This is a genomic window from Lysobacter sp. 22409, assembly GCF_052045105.1.
GTDB classification, from domain to species: Bacteria; Pseudomonadota; Gammaproteobacteria; order Xanthomonadales; family Xanthomonadaceae; genus Lysobacter; species Lysobacter antibioticus_B.
Map to the genome: position 1 here is coordinate 1 of NZ_JBQEOE010000058.1, position 22,875 is coordinate 22,875.

25 protein-coding genes are annotated in these 22,875 nt (G+C 68.9%); 10 read left to right on the forward strand and 15 right to left on the reverse strand.

Going from position 1 to position 22,875, the window contains the following annotated elements:
• Positions 1–456: 456 nt before the first annotated feature.
• The 14 genes from ACTJJK_RS21175 to ACTJJK_RS21240 all read right to left on the reverse strand — a co-directional run bounded on the left by ACTJJK_RS21175 (position 457) and on the right by ACTJJK_RS21240 (position 13,283).
• Entirely contained in the window at positions 457–792 is a 336-nt protein-coding gene (locus ACTJJK_RS21175) for a hypothetical protein (RefSeq protein ID WP_031373486.1), read from the reverse strand.
• A gap of 200 nt (positions 793–992) precedes the next feature.
• Positions 993–1,472, reverse strand: coding sequence for a hypothetical protein (locus ACTJJK_RS21180; protein ID WP_223621863.1), 480 nt, complete (start codon positions 1,470–1,472; stop codon positions 993–995).
• Between the two features lie 277 nt (positions 1,473–1,749).
• Entirely contained in the window at positions 1,750–2,601 is an 852-nt protein-coding gene (locus ACTJJK_RS21185; protein WP_031373484.1) for a hypothetical protein, read from the reverse strand.
• A gap of 100 nt (positions 2,602–2,701) precedes the next feature.
• The gene (locus tag ACTJJK_RS21190; protein WP_031373483.1) at positions 2,702–3,472 is read right to left on the reverse strand and encodes a hypothetical protein; all 771 of its coding nucleotides are present in this window, start codon (positions 3,470–3,472) and stop codon (positions 2,702–2,704) included.
• 11 nt (positions 3,473–3,483) lie between these two features.
• Positions 3,484–3,975 carry a hypothetical protein gene (locus ACTJJK_RS21195; protein ID WP_031373482.1) on the reverse strand — a complete coding sequence of 164 codons (492 nt, stop codon included), beginning with the start codon at positions 3,973–3,975 and terminating at the stop codon, positions 3,484–3,486.
• The gene (locus ACTJJK_RS21200) at positions 3,972–5,324 is read right to left on the reverse strand and encodes a FliI/YscN family ATPase (RefSeq protein WP_081931208.1); all 1,353 of its coding nucleotides are present in this window, start codon (positions 5,322–5,324) and stop codon (positions 3,972–3,974) included. Before ACTJJK_RS21200 ends, ACTJJK_RS21195 begins: the two co-directional genes overlap by 4 nt.
• Before the next feature lie 58 nt (positions 5,325–5,382).
• Entirely contained in the window at positions 5,383–6,120 is a 738-nt protein-coding gene (locus ACTJJK_RS21205) for a FliH/SctL family protein (protein ID WP_161786146.1), read from the reverse strand.
• A gap of 34 nt (positions 6,121–6,154) precedes the next feature.
• Complete coding sequence (locus ACTJJK_RS21210) at positions 6,155–6,802, reverse strand: hypothetical protein (protein WP_031373479.1); 648 nt, start codon at positions 6,800–6,802, stop codon at positions 6,155–6,157.
• A complete protein-coding gene (gene sctJ / locus ACTJJK_RS21215) occupies positions 6,799–7,563 on the reverse strand; it encodes a type III secretion system inner membrane ring lipoprotein SctJ (protein ID WP_051885288.1) in 765 nt (254 codons plus the stop codon). The genes ACTJJK_RS21210 and sctJ overlap by 4 nt, the downstream gene beginning before the upstream one ends.
• Before the next feature lie 55 nt (positions 7,564–7,618).
• Entirely contained in the window at positions 7,619–8,032 is a 414-nt protein-coding gene (locus ACTJJK_RS21220) for a hypothetical protein (RefSeq protein WP_051885287.1), read from the reverse strand.
• Positions 8,033–8,228: 196 nt separating this feature from the next.
• Positions 8,229–8,591: a hypothetical protein gene (locus ACTJJK_RS21225; RefSeq protein WP_051885286.1), complete on the reverse strand. Its 363-nt coding sequence runs from the start codon at positions 8,589–8,591 to the stop codon at positions 8,229–8,231.
• Positions 8,592–8,769: 178 nt separating this feature from the next.
• Positions 8,770–10,233, reverse strand: coding sequence for an FHA domain-containing protein (locus tag ACTJJK_RS21230; RefSeq protein WP_440731193.1), 1,464 nt, complete (start codon positions 10,231–10,233; stop codon positions 8,770–8,772).
• Between the two features lie 142 nt (positions 10,234–10,375).
• Complete coding sequence (gene sctV, locus ACTJJK_RS21235) at positions 10,376–12,439, reverse strand: type III secretion system export apparatus subunit SctV (RefSeq protein WP_223621867.1); 2,064 nt, start codon at positions 12,437–12,439, stop codon at positions 10,376–10,378.
• Between the two features lie 379 nt (positions 12,440–12,818).
• A complete protein-coding gene (locus ACTJJK_RS21240; RefSeq protein ID WP_223621868.1) occupies positions 12,819–13,283 on the reverse strand; it encodes a flagellar biosynthetic protein FliO in 465 nt (154 codons plus the stop codon).
• Positions 13,284–13,424: 141 nt separating this feature from the next.
• Between ACTJJK_RS21240 and ACTJJK_RS21245 the strand changes: the two genes are divergently transcribed.
• The 6 genes from ACTJJK_RS21245 to sctT all read left to right on the forward strand — a co-directional run bounded on the left by ACTJJK_RS21245 (position 13,425) and on the right by sctT (position 18,482).
• Positions 13,425–14,519 carry a sensor histidine kinase gene (locus tag ACTJJK_RS21245; protein ID WP_223621869.1) on the forward strand — a complete coding sequence of 365 codons (1,095 nt, stop codon included), beginning with the start codon at positions 13,425–13,427 and terminating at the stop codon, positions 14,517–14,519.
• A gap of 85 nt (positions 14,520–14,604) precedes the next feature.
• The gene (locus ACTJJK_RS21250; RefSeq protein WP_031373471.1) at positions 14,605–15,204 is read left to right on the forward strand and encodes a response regulator transcription factor; all 600 of its coding nucleotides are present in this window, start codon (positions 14,605–14,607) and stop codon (positions 15,202–15,204) included.
• A gap of 13 nt (positions 15,205–15,217) precedes the next feature.
• Entirely contained in the window at positions 15,218–16,291 is a 1,074-nt protein-coding gene (gene sctQ / locus ACTJJK_RS21255) for a type III secretion system cytoplasmic ring protein SctQ (RefSeq protein WP_031373470.1), read from the forward strand.
• A 3-nt stretch (positions 16,292–16,294) separates the two neighbouring features.
• Entirely contained in the window at positions 16,295–17,233 is a 939-nt protein-coding gene (locus ACTJJK_RS21260; RefSeq protein WP_440731194.1) for a hypothetical protein, read from the forward strand.
• Positions 17,234–17,395: 162 nt separating this feature from the next.
• Entirely contained in the window at positions 17,396–17,662 is a 267-nt protein-coding gene (sctS, locus tag ACTJJK_RS21265) for a type III secretion system export apparatus subunit SctS (RefSeq protein ID WP_031373468.1), read from the forward strand.
• 31 nt (positions 17,663–17,693) lie between these two features.
• Positions 17,694–18,482, forward strand: coding sequence for a type III secretion system export apparatus subunit SctT (gene sctT / locus ACTJJK_RS21270; protein WP_036149407.1), 789 nt, complete (start codon positions 17,694–17,696; stop codon positions 18,480–18,482).
• A 131-nt stretch (positions 18,483–18,613) separates the two neighbouring features.
• Here the strand turns inward: sctT and sctU are convergent, their stop codons facing one another.
• Positions 18,614–19,723, reverse strand: a complete 1,110-nt coding sequence (gene sctU / locus ACTJJK_RS21275) for a type III secretion system export apparatus subunit SctU (RefSeq protein ID WP_051885283.1) — start codon at positions 19,721–19,723, stop codon at positions 18,614–18,616.
• Between the two features lie 300 nt (positions 19,724–20,023).
• On the opposite strand from sctU, the gene ACTJJK_RS21280 reads away from it, so the two are divergent.
• From ACTJJK_RS21280 to ACTJJK_RS21295, 4 genes are all read left to right on the forward strand, one after another.
• Entirely contained in the window at positions 20,024–20,344 is a 321-nt protein-coding gene (locus tag ACTJJK_RS21280) for a hypothetical protein (protein ID WP_440731195.1), read from the forward strand.
• A 109-nt stretch (positions 20,345–20,453) separates the two neighbouring features.
• Positions 20,454–21,134, forward strand: coding sequence for a hypothetical protein (locus ACTJJK_RS21285; protein ID WP_440731196.1), 681 nt, complete (start codon positions 20,454–20,456; stop codon positions 21,132–21,134).
• Between the two features lie 151 nt (positions 21,135–21,285).
• The gene (locus ACTJJK_RS21290; protein WP_440731197.1) at positions 21,286–21,912 is read left to right on the forward strand and encodes an SCO family protein; all 627 of its coding nucleotides are present in this window, start codon (positions 21,286–21,288) and stop codon (positions 21,910–21,912) included.
• 7 nt (positions 21,913–21,919) lie between these two features.
• Entirely contained in the window at positions 21,920–22,375 is a 456-nt protein-coding gene (locus ACTJJK_RS21295) for a copper chaperone PCu(A)C (protein WP_440731198.1), read from the forward strand.
• The last annotated feature ends 500 nt before the right edge of the window (positions 22,376–22,875 follow it).

Consider the following 22,875-nt stretch of genomic DNA (forward strand, 5'->3'; position numbering starts at 1 on the left):
CCGCGGGGATTTTTCATACGGGACATCCCTGTCCCGATGAAAAACGGCGCGCATCCTTGCGCGCCGCCCTCCGGGTCTTCCATTGCCTTCGCGAGTGCTCGGCTGCGCACAGCAACAGCAACAACGGCCAAGGCCAAGGCCAAGGCAGCAGCATCGAAACCGGCCGCGCCAGCTTGGAGCCCCGCGGTCGCGGCTCGCGCCGCTCCTACCCCGCGAGAGCATTCCGCTTCGCCGGGCGATGTCAGCGTTGTTATTTCTGCGCGCCCCTTGGTCGCGGCTGACGCCGCTCCTACAAGGGAAGGCGCGACCTCCCCCTGTTCAAGAAGAGCAAAACTTCCGTCCGCTACCGCCGCCGCAGCCTGGAATGCGTAACCGACCGCGACGCCTCGCGGCCGCACAAACGAAAACGCCAGGCCCGGAGGCCTGGCGTTCGTACGACCGGGGTCGTTGTGTAGCTTAGTTGCGCTTGGCCATCGCGCCCTGCGCTTCGCCCATGGTCTTCAACGCGGTGCTGACGGCGTTGATGAACATCGAGTACATCTGGCTCTGCACGGTCAGCTCGGTGGAGTCGGCCGCGGTCGGCTTGTCGCCGATCGCTTCGGCCTTGTCCATCAGAGCGTTGCCGGCCTTCTCGATGAGCGTGCCCATCGCGGTGGCGAACGCCACCAGCCAACCGCCGCCGCCGGCACCGGAACGGCCGCCGCGCTTGCTGTTACCCGACTCGTCGACGCCTGCGCTGTCGACCATGTTCTGCTGCGACAACTGGGCGTACTGAACGTTGATATCCGACATGACGCTCTCCCTGGTTTTTTGGTAGGTCAGCCGCCCCGGTCAGATCGTCTGCGGTAGCGGGATTGGTAAGCCTGTAGATGAATTATCGGGATCGCCGCAAGACTGTATAGCTGGGGCGTTCCCTAGGGCGAAACCGTTGCGGCCGGGCGTTTTCGCAAGATTTGTGAACGCGCTCACCTCGTGTCGCCGGCAGCGCCGATTCAGCGGTAGGTCTTGACCGGCTTCTTGATGCCCAGCGACGACGGCAAGCCGCTCGGCGGCGGTGCCGGCGTCGATCCGCCGCCGCTTGCGGTCGTCTCGTCCTCAAGGTCCGGCTGGGTCTCCAGCCACTGCCGCGCCTTCTCTTCGCCGTCGCGCTGGCTGCGCTGGCTGAACTCGAGCGCGCGCTGCACTTTCGGGTCCTTGAGCGGCGCCTCGAAGGCCTTGGTCAGGCCGTCGCGCTCGCCCGGCTGGATGATGCGGTTTTCCTGCAACAGGTCCAGGGTCTGGCTGAGGTTGGCCATCAGCGCCTGCGGATCGGCGGCGTCGCTGGGCTTGGCCTCGTCGAGCGCGCGGGCGAAGTGGTGCAGCAGCGCGTCGCGGTCGGCCGCGTCGATGCCGGACTGTTCGTTCAACAGGGCCTCGAAGTCGGCGAACATCTGCTCGCGCTGTTCCTGGGTCGGGGTGAAGGGCTGGGACATCGGACTCTCCTGTCGCAACGATGGCGGTGATGGCGATAACGAATCAGTAGACACTGCGCGCGCGACGCTCAGGAAGCGGCAACGCGTCGATCTTTGACGGGCATCTCCCGGCGGTCGCCGTCGCGACGCACGGCGAGCGACCGGAGGCGATCGAGTATCGGCGATGCCCGCGAACGCGAAAGCCTGGGAACATCCCCAGGGTGTGGCATGCAGTGCGGCATGCGGCGCGGCGTGCGGCAGTGAGAGTGGAACCCGGACATGAGCGGATCGCTGCGGCTCAACGCCGCGGCGCGAACCCCCGCTCGGTCAGGGCGACGCGGCGGAAATCGATGCCGATGCCGCGACCGATGGCGTTGACGCCGTCGCGCAGGCTGGCGCGCTCGGCCGGACTGGCGGCGTTCTGCCAGGCCGCCGCGGCCAGGGTCGCGACCAGACCGTAGAGCTCGGCCGCCTCCTGCATGTCGGCGCGATCCATCGTGGTCATCTTCTCGCCGCGCGCGAGGCTGTCGCCGAGGCGTTGGCGCAGGGCCGCGAAGGCGGCGCCGTGATCGCTGCGCGCACCGTCGTTGACCAGGGTCCAGCCGTAGATCATGAAGGCATTGATGACGTCGCCGAGATTGCGCGTCGAATAGCCGTGCCCAGCGAGGCGCCGCTGGAACTGCGCCTGCAGGCGCCCGGACTGCAGGGCGAGCAGGACCTGCTCGCGATCGCCGCCGAGCTGGCGCGCCAGCAACTCGCGAAAACGCGGATTGCGCACGAACTCGGCATCGATGCCGCGCAAGGTCGCGTGGTCAAGGGTCGCCCGGCGCCCGGTCAGGCTGTCGGCGAAGGCGGCATTGAGCGTTTTCGATACCGCCGGCACCGGCGCGAACGTCAGGCTGTCGAAGCCCAGGGCCGCGCGTTTGCCGGCGCGCTGGTTCGGCGCCGGCTTGTCGCCTGGCTTATTCGTCGGCGTGGCGGCCTCGTCGCCGCGGTGACGCATGATCTGCGAATGGGTGTAGGCGCCGACGCCGTCGATCAACGGCGCCGTGTCCTGTGCGCGCGCAGCGCCCGGCGAGGCGGCGAGCAGCAATGCGAGCGCGGCGACGCCGACGGTAGCTGTCGTAGTCGTGGCGATGCGACGGTCCATGAGCGGGATCTCCCTGCCCGTTCCGTACCCGGCGCGGCTCGCGCCCGCTCGAACACGGGCGGGCCGGACGCGGGCGGGCCAGGCACGAACGGGCATCGGCTCAGTCGTGGAAATGCGGATCGATGCTGAGCTGGCCGAGGTTGCGCGAAGCGAAGCGGCGCATCAACTCGGGGCTGGCGTCGCGGATCGCATCGAAACTGGAACGCGAGCGCACGTCGGCGCGCAGTTGCCAGCCCTCGGCGGTCTTGGTCAGCAGCAGATCGGTGCCGGGCAAGGTGCTGTCGGCGAGCCGCAGCAAGACCTGGCCTTCTTCGCCGCCGGCGGCGCCCTCGCCGACCGCGAGCTGGCGCACGTGGCGCTCGATCAGGTCGGCGAACGCAGCGGCGTTCGAGTTCGGCAGGCTCGGCTGAGTCTGGGTGGCGGCGTCGCGCATCGCCAGTTGCGCCTGCCACATCGCCGAGGCCTCGGCCGGCGGCAGGCTGGCGAGCTCCTGCCGGCCCTGCTCTTGGCCGCTGCCGGCGTTGCGTTCTTCCAGACGGCCGTGTTGGCGCGAGTGCTCGGCGACGGTGCGGGCATGGGCCTCGCCGGCGTGCGCGGCGCGGCGCGCGTCGGCCTTGGCGTTGCCGGGGCCGCCTTCCTGGGCCTGCTTCTTCAACATCGCCGCGGCTTCTTCCTCGCGCGCCAGGCCTTCCTGGCCGGGCAACTGGCCGAGCTTGCCTTCGCGTTGCTGCATCAGGGTGCGGAAGCGGTCGATCGTGCCCTCGGCCGGCGGCTCGCGCCGGGCCTCGCGGGGCTTGTCGGTCTGGCGCGTGGATTCGCTGCGCTGGGCCGAATCGGAATCGGACGTCGAGGAGCTGCGGGTGATGCTCATGGCGACCTCGTTCAGAAGGGGCCGTTCGTGTTCTGGCGCGTGGCCAGCATCAGATCGGCGTTCATGGCTTCCTCGCGGCGCGCGGTCAGGGTGTTCTGTTCCTTGCGCCACAGGTCCTTGCGTTTTTCCAGCGCGTCCAGCCGTGCCTTAGCGCGGAAGAACGCCTTGCGGGCCTCGTCGAGCGAGGCTTCGGCTTCGCGCAGCTTGCCTTGCGCGTCGAGCAGCCGTTGTTGCGCGGCGACCGCCAGTTCGCCGAGATGATCGATGTGGGCCTCGCGCTGGGTCATCGCCATCGGCCACGGCATCCCGGGCGGCGGCGGGTCCATCAGGCGCAGGCGCTGGCCGGCGCGTTCGTCGTTGAGCGCGGTGATCTCGCCTTGGATCTGGGTGCAGGCGTCGCGGCGCTCCTGCACCTGGCGCTGGCGTTCCAGCACCAGCATGCGCGCGGTCTCGACCCGGTGCGAGCGCAGTTGCAGCAGGGTATGCAGCGGATAGCGCTTCATCCGAACACCTTGCGCAAGGCATCCACCGATTGACGGTAGTCGGCCAGGTCGTGGGACGACTGTTTGAGCAGCTTGCGGATCGGCTCGATCTTCTCGATCGCGATGTCGGCCTCGGCGTCGCTGCCGCGCTTGTACTCGCCGAGCTGCAGCAGCAGTTCGATGTCCTGGTGCTTGGCCAGGTATTTGCGCAACTGGCCGGCGGCGCGTTGATGAGCTTCGTCGGCGACTCGCGGCATGGTGCGGCTGAGGCTGGTCAGCACGTCGATGGCCGGGTAGTGATAGGCCGCGGCGAGCTTGCGCGACAGCACGATGTGGCCGTCGAGAATCGAGCGCACTTCCTCGGCGATCGGGTCGTCGCCGTCCTCGCCTTCCATCAGCACGGTGTAGAAGGCGGTGATGCTGCCGCGGTCGTTGTTGCCGGCGCGCTCGAACAAGCGCGGCAAGGCGCTGAACACCGAAGGCGGGAAACCGCGCCGCGCCGGCGGTTCGCCGATCGCCAGGCCGACGTCGCGCAGCGCGCGCGCGAAGCGAGTGACCGAGTCGACCAGCAGCATCACCCGCTTGCCGCGGTCGCGGAAATACTCGGAGATGGCGGTCGCGACCCAGGCCGCGCGGCTGCGTTCAAGCGCCGGGCGGTCGGAGGTGGCGACCACGATGATCGACTTCTTGAGCCCGGCTTCGCCGAGGTTGTCGTGGACGAATTCGTTGACCTCGCGGCCGCGTTCGCCGACCAGGGCGATCACGTTGACGTCGGCGTCGCCACCGCGCGCGAGCATGCCGAGCAAGGTGCTCTTGCCGCCGCCGGCGACGGCGAAGATGCCCAGGCGCTGGCCGACGCCGGCGGTCATGACCGTGTCGATGGCGCGCACGCCGGTCGCGAACGGCCGCTCGATGAGCTGGCGCGACAGCGGGTTCGGCGAAGCGGCGTAGATCGGGATCTGCACGGTCGGGCCGAACCCGCCGAGGCCGTCGATGGGCTCGCCGTTGGCGTCGAGGATGCGCCCGAGCAGACCGTCGCCGGCGCGCACCGAGGCCTGGCGGCCGGTGGCGACGACCTCGGTGTCGTGGGCGACGCCGTCGAGCGCGCCGAGCGGGGTCAGCAAGGTGTATTGGCGCGACACGCCGACGACTTCGGCGGCGAGGCGGAAATTGCGGTCGCGCGGGCTGCGCAGTTCGCACAGCTCGCCGATCATCGCCTTGAGCCCGGTGGCGCGGATCATGGTGCCGTAGGCCTCGGCGACCTTGCCCACGCGCACCACCGGCTGCACCCGCGACAGCGCGGCGATCAGCGGGTCCTGCTGGGCAGGCGCCGGCACGGCTTGCAGGATGGTGCGCGGCAGGCTGCTCATCGCGCAGTCTCCAGCCGCGCGCGCGGCCCGGGCATCGCGACGACGGCCCTGCGGCGTTTCATTCGGTGTGCTCCGCGCCGTACTCGGCGCCGGACAGGGCGATGCGGATCGCCTCGATCTGCTGGGCCACGCCGGCACGCACTTCGCCGGCTTCGGACACGACCACGCAGCTGAGCTTGTCCAGGCTTTCGTCGTCGACCAGCTCGATCACGCCGACCACCGGGTGCGCCTGGCGCACCAGGCCGAGGCCCTTGGCGACGTCTTCGCGCACGCTCGGGTGGACGCGGATCAACAGGAACTGTTCGGCCTGCGCGGCCTCGACCGCGTGCATGACCAGCGGCGGCACCACACTGCGCGCGTCGAACTCCGGCGAGATGCGCGCGACGATGGCGCAGGCCAGTTCGGTGACGCGGCTGCCGGCGTCGGCGAGCACGCGCGCGCGGCGTTCGTTGAGGTCGGCCAGTTGCTGCGCCATCTGTTGCTGGGCGCGGGCGAGGCCTTCGGCGAAACCGGCGGCGTAGCCGGCCTCGCGCGCCTGTTTGATCTCGTCGCCGGCCTCGGCGTACAGCGCGTTGACGCGCGCCAGGGTCTGGTCGAGTTCTGCGATCGCGTTCCATTGCTTGGCCGGCACCACCGTGCCGGCGACCGCGCGCTCGAACTGCTTGCGTTCGAACACCGAGATCGTCGCGCTGGGACGGCTCGGCTCGATCCTGCGCGCGCCGCCGTCCGTCATGCCCGTGGCCGCGGCGGAAGCGGCGGACGACGGGGAAGCGGACTGGAGCGGATCTGCGTGCATGGGAATTCCGTGGTTGGATGCGCGGCGCGACGGCTCAGGCCGCCAGCGGGCGCGCGCCGTGATGGGCGTAAAGGCGTTCGACCGCTTCCGGCGGCAGATGCGTGCCGAGCGAGGCCGAGGCTTCGTGGGTGGTGCGCGGCAGCAGCAGGCGCGACCAGTCGGCCAGGCCGGGGTCGCGGCGTTCGGCCCACACCCGCAGTTCGGTGCGGCCGCGGCCGTCGAGCAGGTCGAACAGCAATTGGTCGGCTTCCGACGCGCGCAACGCGGCATCGAGTTCCGCGCTCAGCTGCGCGCCGAGTTGGGCCTGCACCTTGCCGTCCCAGACCAGACTGTCGAGCGCGAGCAGATAACTGTTGTCGAGCGCCTGCTTGAGCCGGCGCACCGGTTCGCGCCGCACTTCCGAGCGGATCGCCGGCGCATAGGCCAGCGCGCCGAGGTCGCGCACCAGGCGCGCCATGCGCACCCGTGGCCAGCGCCGCGCGGCGGCGCCGAAGCCCTCGCCGGGCTGCGGTGCGAGCAGGGCCGGCGCATCGGCGGCGAGCCAACGCGCGAGCAGACGGCGTCCCAGCGGACTCTGGCGCGCCGACACGAGCAGTTCGGGATCGATCGTGTCGGTCCCGGCACCGTGCCAGCTCGGATCGACCTCGGTGAGGATCGTCCGCAGCGCCATCGACGCGCTCATCCGTTCCAGACCCCGCTGCGCGCGTTGGAGACCGGCGCGGTGGCCGCAGCCGGAGCGAAGCGCGAACGCAGGCGGCCGAAGAAGAACGCCACGATCGCCAACAGCACCAACACGCCGGCGCCGATGATGACCACGGTCAGGTCGATCGAACCCAACACCGCCGCGAACGGCCCACCGGCCTGATGCGCTTTCGGCGGCGCGGTGACGGTGAAGAACTTGACCGTGACCTTGTTGACGTCGTCCAGGCCTTCCACGCTGTCCTTGACGAAGACCTTGATGTCGGTTTCGCGGTCGCGCAGGCTCTGGCCCGGACGCTCGAACACCAGCACCGAGGCCGACGAGTCCTGCACGTTGCCGCCGAGCGGATCGCGGTCGGGCAAGGCGATGTGTACGCGCGCCTCGACCACGCCGTCGATGCGCGACAGGGTGCGCGAGAGCTCCTGCGACAGGCCGTACAGATAGCGCGCCTTTTCTTCCAGCGCCGAAGACGCGAAGCCTTCCTTCTTGAACACCTCGCCGAGCGAGCGGTACTGCGCGCGCGGCAAGCCGCGCGAGCTCAATACCTGCATCGCGTACGGGATGTCGCCGCGGTTGACCATCACTTCCCAACCGGTCTTGCTCGGCGACGGGTCCTTTTCCGCCGGAATACCGGCATCCAACAGAGCCGCCATCAGTTCGTTGGCCTGTTGCTCGTCGAGCTGGCTGTACAGCGTGGTGCGTGTGCAGCCGACGATCAGCAGGCAAGCCAGCAGGGCCGCCATGACTCGTACCGCGTTGAAGCCTGACGCCCTACCCATGCATTCCCCCGATTTGGAATTACGACTGCTGACGGAACAACTGCTGGACGCCGTCCGAAGTGCGGTTGGCGACGTTCGAGGTCAATTGCGAGGTGAACATGAACTCGTGACAGCGCATGGTCATCTGGATCATCTCGCCCGGCGTCAGGTCGGCGGAATTGGCCGACATGGTCTTGGACGCCGCGTCGATCTTGTCGGCGCCGCCGTTGAGATTGTCGAGCGCGGCCAGCACCGCACGCGTGCCCTGCGAGGGTTCGCTGGACGCGGTCGCGCCGGCTTGGGCGGTGCCGCTGCCCTGGGACGTCGGCGCGGCGCCACGGTCGAACGCCGCCGCGAACTCGCGGACGTCGTAGGCCGAGGCCTGCGGCGATTGCGCCGGCGATGCGGCTGCCGGCTGCGCGGCTTCCGCCGCGACTGAGATGGCTTCGATCATTGCCCTTTCTCCCGAAAGGTGAAGTCCGTTTTAAGAAACTACTTTATGAAACCACTGGCGAGGCTGCGCCGAGAAACCGCCCGGCGATGCCGGAGGCCGCTCGCGCCCGCTCGTCCCGGACCCCGGCCGTCCGGACCTTGCGATCCGGACGACACGACGGCTCGGAACGGCGGCGGACGTCGCGCCGCCGTCGCGATTACTTCCTGGCCAGCGCGTTCAGCGCTTCGCCAACGCTGTTCTGCGAGGTCGCGGCGCTGTTGGAGACGAACTGCATGCGCAGGCTCTCGGCAGTCAGCGCGACCATGTTCGAGGGCTGGTCGCCGCCGCCGCCGATCGAACCGGACAGCTCGGTGATGCGCGAGGCCTGGGCGTCGAGGGTCTGGCCCCAGGCGCGCGACAGGGCTTCGTACCAGCTGCCGCCGCTGCCGCCGCCACCGCTGGCTGCGGTCGCGCCGCCGCCGCCGTTGCGGGCGGTGCCGTTGTTGTTGTTATTGGCCGCAGCGATGAAGGTGGTCACCAGGCCACCGGCGTCGGCGCCGGGATTGATCGTATTGCTCATTGACGTCTCTCCTGCAGGAAGCGGCTCAGGCCGCTGATTAGCGTGGAACTACGGATGGCACTGAAAACTGAATGCGGGAACTGCGATCGGCCGGACTCAGGGTGCATGTAGCCGATCTTGGATTTAATCGATGATCCGAATGTGAAACCAGCTAGTGCTAACCCGGGGGTGGCCGTCCTTACTGGCGGTTGCCGGCCGGGCGCGCGGGCGCCTCGGCCACGGCTGAACGGGGCGCCGCCGGCTTACCGGCCGAGGTCGGCGCCGGCTGGGCAGGTTGCGCGGGCACGGTCTTAGCCGGCGCCGGCTTGGCCGCGGTCGGCGTTGCAGTGGTCGGCGTTGCAGTGGTCGGTGCCGCAGTGGTCGGAGCGGGACTGGTCGGAGCGGTGGTCGCCGCAGTCGCCGGAGCGGTCGCGGCCGTGCCGGTCGGCGCCGTCGCAGCCGGTGCCGGCGCGACGCCCGCCGCAGCGGCGGCGATCGCCGCTTGCTCGGCCGCGGTCACCGGCTGCGCCTTGATCTCCTCGGCCTGACCGCTGAGCTTGTTCATCGCCCAGGCCTTGTCTCCGATGGCGATCAGCGAACGGCCGTCGGGCAGCGCGTCGCCGACTGCGTAGCGGGCGCCATCGACATCGATCACGTGCGGGTTGGTGCCGCGCACGATCTGCACGATCCGGGTCGGCGCGGTGCTGACCGGCTTCTTGGGTTCGGTATCGGCCGCGGCGACGGCCGGGCCGGCCGCGGGCTGGGCGCTTTCGTCGAGGTCGCGCCGGATCACCCGGCGCACGCCGTTGACGTCCTGCATCGCGCGCGAGGCGATCGCGCGCTTGAACTTGTCCGGGTCGGCGAAACGCCCGGCGACTTCGACGTCGCCGTTGCCGAGGTAACGGGTCTGCACCGCCAGGCCCTGGCTGCGCAGCACTTCGCGCACGTCGGCGGCGATGTCGTCGCCGGTGCGCAGATCGAGCCGTGCCTGCACGTTGCCGGTGACCAGGCGCTTGCGGATCATCTCGCGCGTCGCCGCGTCCTTGATCGTGCCCGACAGCACCAGGCTGCCGTCTTCGTTCTCGACCGCGCGGCCGCCGACGATCGAAAACTCCTTGATCAGCGGCGTCACCACTTCCATCGCGGTGGGTTCTTTCTCGAAGCCCGGCATCACCGCCGCAGCGATCGCCACCGACACCAGCGACAGCGCCGCCAGGCCGGCGATCAAGGGCAGATGGCGCATCGACGAGCGCGGCGGCTTGGCCATCTCGCCGAGGTTCGGCAGGATCGTCGCCCAGGCCGGGTCTTCGCTGGCGCCGACCGCGAGCGAGGCGCTGCCCAGGTCGACGCGCTGCATCGCCGACAGCTCGGCCGGATCGCCCGGGTTCAAGGTCTGGCCGTCGATCTGCAGCGGCGCGTCGACCGCGCGCAGCGAGACCGTGCCGCCCATGCGGGTGATGAAGGCGTGGTGCGGGGCGACGCCGGCGTCGGACAGGACGATGTCGCAATCGCCGCCGCTGCCGATCAACAGAGTTTCCTGCGCCGACAGCGGACGGCTGGCGCCGGCATGCAGGCCGGAGACGATGCGCAGCACACTGACCGCGGGCGACGCGGCGGCGACACGAGGTTCGGCGGGTTCGGTATGGATGTCGGGGGAAGACATGACGGACTCCTGTCTAGACGCGTCCGCGTGCGGCGGCGCGTACGGCCGGGCCGCGCGAAACGCGCGCACCCACCGGCCGATGATGGATTGGGGACGTTACCTGGCGATGGAGGCTGGGACGTTGCATCGTCTTGGCGCTCATCTAGGCGTTGACCTGGCCGGCCTGCACGATCCGCAGGTCGGGTGCGAGTTCCTGGTAGGACAGCACCGGCAGTTCGAAGAAATCGATCTCCAGCAGCTTGCGCAGGTGTCGGCGAACGTCCAGTGAACACAACAGCACCGGCCGCACGCCCTCGGCCTGGCGGCCCAGGTGCGAACGCACCTCGGCGCCGAGCCGTCCCGCCAGTTCCGGCGAGATCGCCAACTGGGTGGCACCGCCGGCGACGCGTACCGACTGACGCAGACGATCCTCCAATTCAGGATGAATCAATAGCACCTGCATTGTGCGTTCGCTGTCGGCGTAGCGATCAGCGATCTCGCGCTTGAGCGCGACCCGCACGTATTCGGTCAACAGCACCACGTCCTTCTCGCGCCCGCCGACATCGGTGATGGCCTCGAAGGCATCGCGCAGGTTGCGGATCGGCACGCCCTCCTCGACCAGGCGGCGCAGCACGTCGGCGACGCGTTGCGGCGCGACCACGCGCAGCATTTCCTTGACCAGGTCCGGATAGTCGCGCTGCATCTTGCCGAACAGGTTCGAGGTCTCTTGAATGCCGATGAAGCTGCCCATGCGGCGTTCGAGCGCGGCGCGGCAATGCTCGATCACCGTGGCCAGGGCATCGCGGGTCTCGCCGCCGGTCTGGCCGGTCCACTCGCCCGCCAACGGCGGGAAGAAGCCGGCCAGCTTGGGCGCGCTGGCGTCGCCGGCGCGGGCCGGGCGGAACTGCGCGTTCGACGACAAGCGGCCGAAGGCGATGCGCGCGCCGTAGGCGGTCAGGCGATAGCCGCCGAGGCCGTCGCCGTTGTCGAGCGCCGGCACCACCTTGACCACCGGCACCGGCAGGGGCACGCCGTACTCGTCGCGCAGACGGCGGGCGACGTCGACGATGCGTTCGCGCACCGTGGCCTCGCCGAACGCGGCCGCCAGGGTCGGCGACAGGTCCAGTTGCAAGGGCGCGGGCGGGGCGATCTCGTCTTCGTTGACGACCACATCGTCGGTGCCGCGCTCGCCTTCCGGCACCCGGAACGCGCGCCGCAGCACCACCGAGCCGTGACGGTAGCGCCACGCGGCGAAGCCCAGCAGCACCGCCGAGAGCAGGAAGAACACCAGCTTCGGAAAGCCCGGCACGAAGATCATCAGGAAGGCGAGGCAGCCGGTGATCAGCAGCACGCGCGGCTGGCCGGTGACCTGGCGGGTAATCGATTCGCCGAGGTGGCGGTCGTCCTCGTCGCCGGCGGTGCGGGTGACCACCAGGCCGGCCGCGATCGTGGCGAGGATCGCCGGGATCTGCGAGACCAGGCCGTCGCCGATGGTCAGGATGCTGTAAGTGTGGGTGGCATCGCCGAGGGTCATGCCCTTCTGCAGCACGCCGATGGCCAGGCCGCCGAGCAGGTTGATGATGATGATGACGATGCCGGCGATGGCGTCGCCTTTGACGAACTTCATGGCGCCGTCGAGGCTGCCGTGCAATTGGCTTTCGACTTCGAGCAAGCGGCGCTTGCGCTTGGCCTCGTCCTTGTCGGTCAGGCCGGCGCGCAGGTCCGAGTCGATCGACAGCTGCTTGCCGGGCATGGCGTCGAGGGTGAAGCGCGCGGCGACCTCGGCCACGCGCTCGGCGCCCTTGGCGATGACGATGAACTGCACCACGGTGATGATCAGGAACACCACGAAGCCGACCACCAGGTTGCCGCCGGCGACCATGCTGCCGAATGTTTCGACGATGTGACCGCCGTTGGCTTCGAGCAGGATCGAGCGGGTGATCGCGATCGACAAGGCCAGCCGGAACAGCGTGGTCAGCAGCAGCACGCTGGGGAAACTGGAGAACGCGACCGGGGTCGGGATGTACAGGGCGATCAGCAGCAGGCCGAAGCCGATGGCGATGTTGACCGCGACCAGGGTGTCGATGATGGCCAACGGCAACGGCAGGATCATCACGCCGATGATCGTGACCGCTGCGATGGCCAGCACGATATCGCTGTAACCGGCCCGACGTCGGGGCGTCGCGCCGGGAGCGGCGGCCATCAGGGAGCTCAACAATGCGCGCATTCGGTCAGTCCCGGTTCCTGAGAATCGACGAGCCGACCACGTTCGGGCGCGCAGCAGCGATGGCGCGGCCCCGCGGCGGCTGGCCACGGGTCGCGCTCGAAAGAAGTTCGGCCCTGCATCGAACGGTGAAAGCAGTCACTGCTCTACCACATACCCCTGCGCACCCAGCCATGGCGCTGTCCTTACACGATCCCGGTTCGGACGCCCGATACTAAGTGCTGATTGTCATCATTTGTGTGAACGAGGTAGTTCTTGTGCGGGATGTGCACAATCACGCCCCCTCGATCTCGGGCGGCTACATTCGCGCGCATTCATCATTGTTTTTGTGAACGCGTGCGCAATTGCGCAATTGCGTTCGACTAACGTAGACGAAGACTCGTCACGATTCGGCTTCGGCCGCCGCGACGGTCGATTCCGGTATCGTCGTCGCAGTCGCAAGCGGGGCGATGTCGGCGGAATCGAGTTCGGCGATCAGGCTCATCGATTGTCCTCCGACCCCGACCGCCAGGGCGCGCCCGCTGCGCGTGCGCAGCACCACGATGCGCTCGCGCGGGCCGACCGGAAGCACCTGCAGGACCGACAGCGGATTGTCGCGCGCGGTCAGTCCATGGCGCTTGCGCAGGTAATACAAAACCGCGACCAGGCCGACCAGGACCACCGCGACTGGCAGCATGATCGATAGCAGTTCGAGGAAGAACGAAGGCGGTTCGGGAACGTTCGCCGGAGCGGCGGGGCGCGCGGCAGCCGGCGCGAACGCCAGCGCGGTCGCCGGCGACAGCAACGCAGCCAGGGCCGGCAACGGGGAACGATTAAGCAGCAAGCGCAGTGGGAGCAGTATCGGCATGGTGGGTCAGTGCGGAACCGGTAACGAGGCGAGAGGAGCGGCGAGGCCGCGCCGACATACCGTAGCAGCCCGGCCGCCCCGCAACGGCGGCGGACCGTCGCTTCACGCCGACGAGCCGCCGCGCATGGCATTGATGTGAGCATGGTCACAGCGAAACGTCGTAGCAAACCCAGCGATGAATCGGGCGCGGCCAGCGCCCCGGACCGCGACGCCGGCCTGTTGGGCGCGGTCCCTTTCGCTTGCGCGATGTTCGCCGGGGACGGTGCCCTGGTCGCCGGTAACGCACGCTATCGCGAAGAATTCGGCGAACTGGCTGAACATGGTGAACGCGAGGCCCTCCTCGCCCGCCTGCAAGGCGAGGCCGGCGACGGCGAGCGCCCGCGCGAAGTGCTGGCCCCGCACAGCGGCCGCTGGTACGCGCTGCACTGGGGGCGCGCCGAGCACGGCGGCGGCCACGTCGACGTGCTGACCGCGATCGACATCAGCGAACGCATCGAGACCCTGGACTCGCACAAGACCCGCCAGGAGAAATTGCTGTTCACCTCGCGCCTGATGTCGGTCGGCGAGATGGCCGCGACCCTGGCCCACGAACTCAATCAGCCGCTCGCGGCGATCATGAATTACCTCAACGGCAGCCTGCGCCTGGTCGAACAGGCCGGCGGCCCGGTCCAGGTCGAACGCGCCCTGCAGGCCGCGCGCACCCAGGCCGAACACGCCAGCGCGGTGATCTCGCGGGTGCGCGAGTTCGTGCGCGCGCGCGAACCGCGACGCGACGCCCACGACCTCAGCCAGATCGCCGCGACCGTGCTGGAGCTGCTGCGCCTGGAAGCCGAGCGCCTGCAACTGCGCATCGACCTCGGCCTGCCGGCGCGGCTGGCGCCGGTGTTCGCCGACCGGGTCATGATCGAGCAGGTGCTGTTGAACCTGGTCAAGAACGCCATCGAGGCTATGCGCGAGATCCCGACCGCGCGCCGCGAACTGCGCATCGACGCGCGCATGAACCTCGACGACCAGATCGAAGTGCGCGTGTCCGACCGCGGCGCCGGCCTCAGCCCGGCCGAGCAGGACCAGTTGTTCTCGCCGTTCTTCACCACCAAGACCGACGGCCTCGGCATCGGCCTGGCGATCTGCCGGTCGATCATCGAGTACCACGAAGGCCGTTTGTTCTTCGAGCCGCGCGACGGCGGCGGCAGCGTGTTCGGCTTCACCCTGCCGCGCTTCGAGGCCAGGACCTGAGCACGATGCCCGAACGCTTCCGCGCAGCGGCCCGCACCGCGCCCACCGACCGCCCCTCGCCCGTCGCCCCCGGGAACGACTGCCCATGAGCGAAGCACGCATCTATCTGGTCGACGACAACGACGGCTTCCGCGATTCCACCGCCTGGCTGCTCGAAACCGCCGGCTTCGAGGTCCAGGCCCACGCCTCCGGGCCGGCGTTCCTGGAGGCCTATGCCGGCGAACGCCACGGCGGCGGCGCGCACTGCATCGTCTCGGACATCCGCATGCCGCTGATGAGCGGCCTGCAACTGCAGGAAGAACTGCGCCGGCGCGGCATCGGCCTGCCGCTGGTGTTCGTCACCGCCCACGGCGACGTGCCGCTCGCGGTCGAGGCGATGCGCAAGGGCGCGTCCAACTTCCTCGAAAAACCCTTCAGCGACGACGCCCTGATCGATGCGATCCGGGCCGCCATCGCTAATGCGCGCAACCATGCCGTCGAGGCCGGCGACGACCGCCTGGCCCGGCTCAGCCCGCGCGAACGTCAAGTCATGGACTTGGTGGTGGCGAGCAAACCGAACAAGATCATCGCCGACGTGCTCGGCATCAGCGTCAAGACCGTGGAACTGCATCGATCGAACATGATGAACAAACTCGGGGTACGCTCGCTGCCCGAACTGATGAAGGTGGCGCTGGGCCATGGGTGAGACGAGCGCAACGATGACGCCGACGTATTCGGCCGACGCCGCCGGCCTCGCCGCTTCGCCGCGCGGCCGCCTGCCCTCCCTGCATCCCTGGCAGGCCGAGGCCCTGCGCGACGTGTTCGCGCTGCGCCAACGTTGGCCCACCCGCGACGGCGGCTGGCTCAGCTTCGTGCCGACCGAGCCGGTGCACGGCGAGCTGGTCACGCTGGAAGGCGACGGCGCGCGGGTCAAACTGCGTTTCGACAGCAGCCTGGCCAACGCCAGCGACACCGGCCTGCACTGGAGCGACTACCAGGGCCGCTCGCGCCTGCTCGCCTGGAGCCTGGCTCACGAAACCCAGTTGGTGCGCCTGAGCCAGGGCATCGACGTCGCCCTGATCCCGATCGTCGACGACGGCGCCAGCGACCCGATCCGCGCCGCGCATGCCGAGGCCGAAGCCGAACTCGACGGCCTGTGGCTGTCGTTCGTGATCACCGACGGCAGCGGTGCGCAGGTGCTGAGCCGCGGCACCTTGCGCATGCCGGTCAACTGGGTCGGTCAGTTGCTCGCACGCGCCGAAACCCCCGAACCCGCCTACGGCGACGACCCGAGCGCACGCTGGGCCGATCTGCCGGTACCGATCGCGATCCGCTGGGCCGGCCCGCAGTTGCGCCATGCGCAATGGCGCCAGCTGCGCCCCGGCGACGTCCTCGTCATCGGCAACCACCAGCGCCCGCCGCCGATGCAGGCGCACGTGCCCGGCTTCGCCTGGCCGCTGGCGCCGGCCGCCGACGGCTGGCGCATCGACGGCGCGCCCTTGACCCTTTCCACGCATCAGGAGACCTCCGCGATGAGCGACACCGAGTCCGCTGCCCCCGAGTCCGCGGAACCCACCGCACCGGACGTTCCGGTCCGCCTGGAGTTCGACCTGGGCCGGCTCGAATGCCGATACGACGAACTGTCCGGCTTCCAGCCCGGCTACGTGTTCGCCCTGCCCTCGCGCCTGGAAGGCGCGAACGTGGTGATCCGCGCCAACGGCCGCGACGCCGGGCGCGGCGAGATCGTCGCCGTCGGCGACACCCTCGGCGTGCGCCTGATCGCCTGGAGCTGAACCATGGATTTCAGTTCGTTCTCGCCGGCCCTGGTGCTGATCACGGTGGTCAGCCTCGCGTTGGCGCCGTTCGTCGCGGTCATGGTGACCTCGTTCACCAAGATCGTCGTGGTGCTGAGCCTGTTGCGTAATGCATTGGGCCTGCAGCAGGTGCCGCCGAACGTCGTCATCAACGGCCTGGCGATCGTGCTGTCGATCTACGTGATGTATCCGGTGATCCTGGAAACGCACGACGCGATCAACGCACGCGTCGGCGGCGGCACCGCCGCGACCGCGACCCAGGGCCAGCCGCCCGGGACCGCGGCGCCGGCAGCAACGGCCGCAGCGGGAACGACCCCGGCGACCACGGCCGCGCCTGCCGGGGGCACCGCACCGGCCCCGGCCGCCACGCCGGCCGCAACCGCGGCGGCGACCGCAGCTACCGCGGCACCGGCCACTGCGGCACCTGCAACCGCTGCACCCGCGGCGGCCGCACCGGCCGCGACCGCAGCCGCCGGCGCGGCGAAGAAACCGGCGACGCCCTTGCTCGGCGGCGGCGGCAAGATGGACACCGCGCGCCTGCTGGCGATGATGGATGCCGGCAAGGAGCCCTTGCGCGGCTTCCTGATCAAGCATTCCAGCGACGCCGAGCGCGCGTTCTTTTTACGCAGCGCGCAGCGCCTGCTGCCGCCGGCCTCGCGCGGCGACATCTCGGTCAACGACTTCATCGTGGTGATTCCGGCCTTCACCGTCAGCGAACTCACCGCCGCCTTCCAGATCGGCTTCCTGATCTTCCTGCCGTTCCTGATCATCGACCTGGTCGTGTCCAACATCCTGTTGTCGCTCGGCATGATGATGCTGTCGCCGACCACGGTGTCGCTGCCGTTCAAGCTGCTGCTGTTCGTGCTGATCGGCGGCTGGGCCAAGCTGGTGCATGGGTTGGTGTTGACCTACGGCGGCTAGCGCCGGGAGGCGGGAATCGGGAATGGAGAATCGGGAATCGAAACAGCGGCCCTGCCGCGTGTCCGGATCGCCGTCCCGCTCTGACGCCTTCGCTTATCCGATTCCCTATTCTCCATTCTCGATTCCCCCCTTCCTGAATCCCTAAAGCGAATCCCGACTCTTATGGGCGACATGCTCGAACTGACCAAACAGGCGCTGTGGCTGACGCTGCTGCTGTCGGGTCCGCCGGTGGTCGCCGCGGCCGTGGTCGGCCTGGTCGTGGCCTTCATCCAGGCCGCCACCCAGTTGCAGGAACAGACCTTCGCCTACGCGATCAAGTTCACCGTGATCGTGGTGACCTTGTTCGTCACCGCTTCGATGATCGGCGGCACCCTGTACACCTTCGCCGACCGAATCTTCATCGACTTCCCGGGCATGGTCCGGCATTGATGCGCGCCGGTGAGCCCCGCGCGACCGGCGCATGATCAGCTTCGATTCCGTCACCGATCTGATGCTCGCGCTGGGCCTCGTGCTGCCGCGCGTGATCGGCGCGTTCATGATGCTGCCGCTGCTGACCTCGGAGAACATGCCGCCGCTGGTGCGCAACAGCTTCATGGTCAGCCTGGGCATCATCGCGATCCCGGTGGCGGTGAACGGCGTGCCCCTGCACTCGCTCGGCGCGGTCGATTGGGCGCCGATCATCCTCAAAGAGCTGTTCATCGGCATCTCGATCGGCTTTTGCTTCGGCATGGTGTTCTGGGCGATCAGCGCCGCCGGCAACATCATCGACACCCAGGTCGGCATGACCCTGGCGCAGGTGTTCGACCCGATCCAGGGCCATCAGGCCTCGCTGCACGGCAGCTTCCTGTCGCAGTTCGCGGCTTGGTTGTTCATGGCCAGCGGTGCGTTCCTGGTGTTCCTGGACCTGCTGTTGTCGAGCTATGCGATGTGGCCGGTGACGTCCTACTTCCCGACCCTGCACGCGGTCGGCATGGAGTTGTTCGTCGGCCAGTTCAGTTATCTGATGACCGCCTTGCTGGTGCTGGCGGCGCCGGCGATGGTGGTGTTGCTGCTGATCGACCTGACCTTCGGCCTGGTCAACCGCTTCGCTCCGCAGCTCAACGTCTTCACCATCACCATGCCGATCAAGGCCTGGCTGGCGACCTGGATCATCCTGCTGATGCTCGGCGTGTACGTGGAGATCGTGCTCGACCGGCTCAACGACAACCGGGGCTTGCTCGAGGCCTTGAACCGGGTGTTCACGGTCTAAGCGGCGTGCCGCTTCGATTGTTGCCGGCGGTTATTTTCGCGGCTCGAAGCAAGAGCAAGAGCAAATCCCCCCGCCCCCCTTTGTAGAGGGGCGAACGGCCGCGCAGCGGACGTGGGGGAACGCTTACGGCCTCAGCGCGGCTCGTCGAGCGGCGGCGGCAGTTCCATTTCGCTGTCGTCGCCGTCGCGCAGGCGGCGCACGCTCTCGGCCCAGTGCAGCACTTCGGCCACGGCCTCGAAGAACTCGTTGCCGATGTAATCGTCCAGCGCCACATGTTCGTGCAGGCCGCGCGCCAGCTCGACGTTCTGCAGGATCGGCACGCCGGCCTCGGCCGCGGTGCGCTTGATCTGCTCGGCCATGTAGCCCTCGCCCTTGGCCACCACCACCGGCAGGTCGGTGACGCCGTGTTCGTACTGCAGGGCGATGGCGATGTGGGTGGGGTTGGTCACGACGACATTCGATTGGCGGACGGCATTGAGCATGTTCTGCTGCGACCACTCCTGATGCAACTGCCGCCGCCGGCTCTTCACGTGCGGGTCGCCCTCGTTCTCCTTGACCTCCTGTTGGATGTCGCGGCGGCTCATGCGCAGTTGCTTGGTGTAGGCGAACTTCTGGTACCACACGTCGATGGCGGAGACGAAGAAGAACACGAAGATGGTCCAGATGCCGATCCGGATCAGGCCGTGCCAGATGCCCGCGCCCATCGCCGCGGGCGGCGCGTACGGCAGCAGCATCAGCTGGGCCAGCATCTTGTAGAGCACGAACATGCCGATGCCGATCAGCGCCGCGCTCTTGATCACCGACTTGACCAGCTCGACGAGGTTGTCCATCGAGAACATCTTCTTCACGCCGTCGGCCGGGTTCAGCTTCTCCAGGTTGGGCTTGAGCTTGTCCAGGGTCAGGATCGGACCGATCTGCAGGAACTCGATGATCACGCCCAGGAACACCGCCGTCGCCAGCAGCGGCAGCGACAGCCACAGCAAGGTGTCGAAGGCGGTCGAGCCGACCTCGCGCAGGGCATCGCCGAAGGGCTGGTTGATCGCCTTCAGGCTGGTCTCGAACAAACGGATCAACTTCATCCGCATGAAGTCGAGCATCATCCAGCCGCACACCACCCAGCCGAGCACCAGCACGGTGCTGGTCAGCTCCTTGCTCTTGGCGACGTTGCCCTGCTTGCGGGCGTCCCGGATCCGTTTTTGGGTAGGCGGTTCGGTCTTGTCGGCGCCCTGGTCCTTCCCCATGCGCGGCCCTTCCAGCGAGAGGGGGTCGAGGCTAGCACGGGCCTGCGAAAACGGTCGTGCCGGCACACGCCAAATGCGAACTCGATACAAGGCGCCGTGCCCCGCGCCCGTCGCGTTGCCCGCGCCGCTCTGCACGCCCTCAGCCAGGCCTGGCGCCGCCCCCCGGCAGACCCGGAGCGGCCGCCGCGGGCGCCGGGATGAACGGCCCGACCACCACCTAGGGTCATCCCGAGTTGGCCACTTCGGCCCCCGGCGCTACATTTCGCCCATCCCCCCGACTTCACCCGTAACCTGCCCCGCATGAGCACGATCGGCAACGACCCGCGTATCGACCGCAGCAGCCTCGACGGGCAAGCTGCGCTCGAGAACCTGCGCGGACGCGAGCCGGCCCCGCAAGAGCAGATCCAGCACGCCCCCCAGGTCACCGAGACCGTCCCCGCCTACGCGCCGCCCGCGGTCGACCAGGGCGAGGACGTGCTCAACGCCGACGCCTGGAGCGACGTCCCGGCCGGCGATCGCCTGCTCGCCGGCGACCCCGGCTTCGAGCACCAGCTCGGCCAGATGGACCTGTCGTCGGCCGCCGACCACGGCGCCGACGCCGTGCTCGATTCCCTGAGCTGAGCATCGCCGGCGGCGCTCGACGCCGCAGCGCATCGGCCTAGGCTAGGCTAGTCCCCCCTCCTGTCCGATCGCCGCGCTTGCCGCGGCACGCCGCGACCGACGCCTTGCCGTGACCGACGCCACCCCCACTCCCGAAGCCCTGCGCGCCGGCGCCGACCGCCTGATTTCCGCGCTCGCCGCGCACAGCGACCCCGAGTACCGCCTGACCGTGCTCAAGCGCGTCGTGCGCCGCCTCGGCGAAGACCGCTATCCCTTGTTCATCCGATTGCTCGGGGTCATCGCCGAAAGCGACGATGCGCGCGCACAGCGTCTGATCGCCGACACCTTCGGCACCGCCCTGCGGCGCATGGACCTGCCCGGCGGCGCATTGAGTTCCTGGGGCGCCACGCGCCTGCCCGATTCGACCGGCCCGGTCGCGGTCAGCTCGCTGTCCGGACATTTCTTCGGCGCCACGCCGCGGCGCCTGCTCGGCCCGGTCGAATACCTCACCGTCTGGCATCTGCAACGCACCCAGCGCACCGCGCTCGGCGCGGCCACGTTCCGCACCGCGCTGTCGCGCCTGATCGCCCTGCTCAACCGCAGCGAAGACGCGCGCACCCTGTATCCGCAGAAACTCGCCGCCGACGCCCAGAACGAACTCGAAGGCGCCTACACCCGCGCCACCCGCGACCGCCTCGCCGCGATCGCCTCGGCCTGGCGCGCCGGTCAGTCGCCCGATGCCGTGGCCCAGGCCGCGCTCGCCGCCGACGAGACCTCGCACCCGAGCGGGTGGGTGGTGCGCGACCTGTAGTCGCGCGAGGTTCGTTCGGCCCGCCGCACGGCGGCGACGGCAGCGCATCGGTCGCGCAGCGCTGCGACACTCGACCACATCCGCCCGCACCGCGGCGGTGCTGCAATGTCCGCCTTCGGTTTCGACGAGGTGGATCGTGTTCGAACGCCAGTTGGCATCAACCTCCGCGCTGGCGCATTCGCCCGAGCGCCGTCGCCTGCTCGCCGGCCTCGCTTGCGCGGGCGTGCTTTCAGCTTGCGGCGGCATGCTTTCAGCCTGCGGCGGCCCTAGGCCCCTGTCCGTCCACGGCATCAACCTGAGCGGGCGCGATTTCGCCAAGGACTTCCACTTGCTCGACCCGCAAGGCCGCGAACGCTCGCTCGCCGACTTCCGCGGCAAGCTGGCGATGGTGTTCTTCGGTTTCACCCAGTGCCCCGACGTCTGCCCGACCGCGCTGACCCGTGCGGTGCAGATCCGCAAACTGCTCGGAAGCGATGCCGAGCGCTTGCAGGTGATCTTCATCACCGTCGACCCCGAGCGCGACACGCCGAAGGTGCTGCAGGCCTATACCGAGGCCTTCGACCCGAGCTTCCTGGGCCTGTACGGCGACCCCGAGCGCACCGCGCAGACCGCGAAGGCCTTCCGTGTGGTCTATGCCAAGGTACCGACCGGCGCGTCCTACACCATCGACCATTCCGCGCTGAGCTATGTCTTCGACGCCAGCGGCGCGATCCGCCTGGCCCTGCGCCACGAACAGAGCGCGCAGGACTGCGTGCACGACCTCCGCCAGATTCTCTGAGAGCGCCATGACTTCGATCCGTTTCCTTTCCGTCCTCGCGGCGGGCCTGCTGCTGAGCGCGAATGCGGTGGCGCAACCGCCGCAGGTCGCGATCGAATCGCCGTGGGTGCGCGCGAGCGTGCCGCAACAGCAGGCGACCGGCGCCTTCATGCGTCTGACCGCGCGTACCGACCTGCGCCTGGTCGCGGCGCGTTCGGACGTCGCCGCGGCCACCGAAGTGCACGAAATGGCGATGCAGGCCCAGATGATGCGCATGCGTCAGGTACCGTCGGTAGCGTTGCCGCGCGGGCGTACCGTCGCGCTTGCGCCGGGCGGTTACCACATCATGCTGATCGGTTTGAAACGCCCGCTCGGCGCGGGCGAGCAGGTGCCGCTGACCTTGGTGTTCGAGGATGCGGCGGGGCGGCGCAGCGAGGTTGGCGTGCAGGCGCCGGTGCGAGCCTTGGGCGCGGGTGCGCCGTGATTTGCGGTGTCCAAGAGTAGGAGCGTCGCGAGCCGCGACCGCAGAACGCGCAGAGGCGACAACGCCGATACCACCCTTCGAAGCGGCGCGCTGTCGCGGGGGTAGGAGCGGCGCGAGCCGCGACCGCGCTGTTTCAATCTCGCGCCGTATCCGGTCGTAACCCCTGTAAGAGCGGCGTGAGCCGCGACCACGGAACGCGCAGAGGCGACAACGCCCATACCACCCATCGAAGCGGCGCGCTGTCGCGGGGTTAGGAGCGGCGCGAGCCGCGACCGCGCTGTTTCAATCTCGCGCCGCATCCGGTCGTAACCCCTGTAAGAGCGGCGCGAGCCGCGACCGCGGAACGCGCAGAGGCGACAACGCCCATACCACCCATCGAAGCGGCGCACTGTCGCGGGGGTAGGAGCGGCGCGAGCCGCGACCGCGCTGCTTGTCGTTGCGGCGCTTTTTTCCGCAGCGCGATGAAACAAGATTAATAGCAGAGCTTCCGTCCGCTAAAG

Excerpts from the sequence above, each read along its gene's own strand:
- ACTJJK_RS21175 (WP_031373486.1), bottom strand. The coding sequence starts at position 792 with ATGTCGGATATCAACGTTCAGTACGCCCAGTTGTCGCAGCAGAACATG.
- ACTJJK_RS21180 (WP_223621863.1), bottom strand. The coding sequence starts at position 1,472 with ATGTCCCAGCCCTTCACCCCGACCCAGGAACAGCGCGAGCAGATGTTC.
- ACTJJK_RS21185 (WP_031373484.1), bottom strand. The coding sequence starts at position 2,601 with ATGGACCGTCGCATCGCCACGACTACGACAGCTACCGTCGGCGTCGCC.
- ACTJJK_RS21190 (WP_031373483.1), bottom strand. The coding sequence starts at position 3,472 with ATGAGCATCACCCGCAGCTCCTCGACGTCCGATTCCGATTCGGCCCAG.
- ACTJJK_RS21195 (WP_031373482.1), bottom strand. The coding sequence starts at position 3,975 with ATGAAGCGCTATCCGCTGCATACCCTGCTGCAACTGCGCTCGCACCGG.
- ACTJJK_RS21200 (WP_081931208.1), bottom strand. The coding sequence starts at position 5,324 with ATGAGCAGCCTGCCGCGCACCATCCTGCAAGCCGTGCCGGCGCCTGCC.
- ACTJJK_RS21205 (WP_161786146.1), bottom strand. The coding sequence starts at position 6,120 with ATGCACGCAGATCCGCTCCAGTCCGCTTCCCCGTCGTCCGCCGCTTCC.
- ACTJJK_RS21210 (WP_031373479.1), bottom strand. The coding sequence starts at position 6,802 with ATGAGCGCGTCGATGGCGCTGCGGACGATCCTCACCGAGGTCGATCCG.
- sctJ (WP_051885288.1), bottom strand. The coding sequence starts at position 7,563 with ATGGCGGCCCTGCTGGCTTGCCTGCTGATCGTCGGCTGCACACGCACC.
- ACTJJK_RS21220 (WP_051885287.1), bottom strand. The coding sequence starts at position 8,032 with ATGATCGAAGCCATCTCAGTCGCGGCGGAAGCCGCGCAGCCGGCAGCC.
- ACTJJK_RS21225 (WP_051885286.1), bottom strand. The coding sequence starts at position 8,591 with ATGAGCAATACGATCAATCCCGGCGCCGACGCCGGTGGCCTGGTGACC.
- ACTJJK_RS21230 (WP_440731193.1), bottom strand. The coding sequence starts at position 10,233 with ATGTCTTCCCCCGACATCCATACCGAACCCGCCGAACCTCGTGTCGCC.
- sctV (WP_223621867.1), bottom strand. The coding sequence starts at position 12,439 with ATGCGCGCATTGTTGAGCTCCCTGATGGCCGCCGCTCCCGGCGCGACG.
- ACTJJK_RS21240 (WP_223621868.1), bottom strand. The coding sequence starts at position 13,283 with ATGCCGATACTGCTCCCACTGCGCTTGCTGCTTAATCGTTCCCCGTTG.
- ACTJJK_RS21245 (WP_223621869.1), top strand. The coding sequence starts at position 13,425 with ATGGTCACAGCGAAACGTCGTAGCAAACCCAGCGATGAATCGGGCGCG.
- ACTJJK_RS21250 (WP_031373471.1), top strand. The coding sequence starts at position 14,605 with ATGAGCGAAGCACGCATCTATCTGGTCGACGACAACGACGGCTTCCGC.
- sctQ (WP_031373470.1), top strand. The coding sequence starts at position 15,218 with ATGACGCCGACGTATTCGGCCGACGCCGCCGGCCTCGCCGCTTCGCCG.
- ACTJJK_RS21260 (WP_440731194.1), top strand. The coding sequence starts at position 16,295 with ATGGATTTCAGTTCGTTCTCGCCGGCCCTGGTGCTGATCACGGTGGTC.
- sctS (WP_031373468.1), top strand. The coding sequence starts at position 17,396 with ATGGGCGACATGCTCGAACTGACCAAACAGGCGCTGTGGCTGACGCTG.
- sctT (WP_036149407.1), top strand. The coding sequence starts at position 17,694 with ATGATCAGCTTCGATTCCGTCACCGATCTGATGCTCGCGCTGGGCCTC.
- sctU (WP_051885283.1), bottom strand. The coding sequence starts at position 19,723 with ATGGGGAAGGACCAGGGCGCCGACAAGACCGAACCGCCTACCCAAAAA.
- ACTJJK_RS21280 (WP_440731195.1), top strand. The coding sequence starts at position 20,024 with ATGAGCACGATCGGCAACGACCCGCGTATCGACCGCAGCAGCCTCGAC.
- ACTJJK_RS21295 (WP_440731198.1), top strand. The coding sequence starts at position 21,920 with ATGACTTCGATCCGTTTCCTTTCCGTCCTCGCGGCGGGCCTGCTGCTG.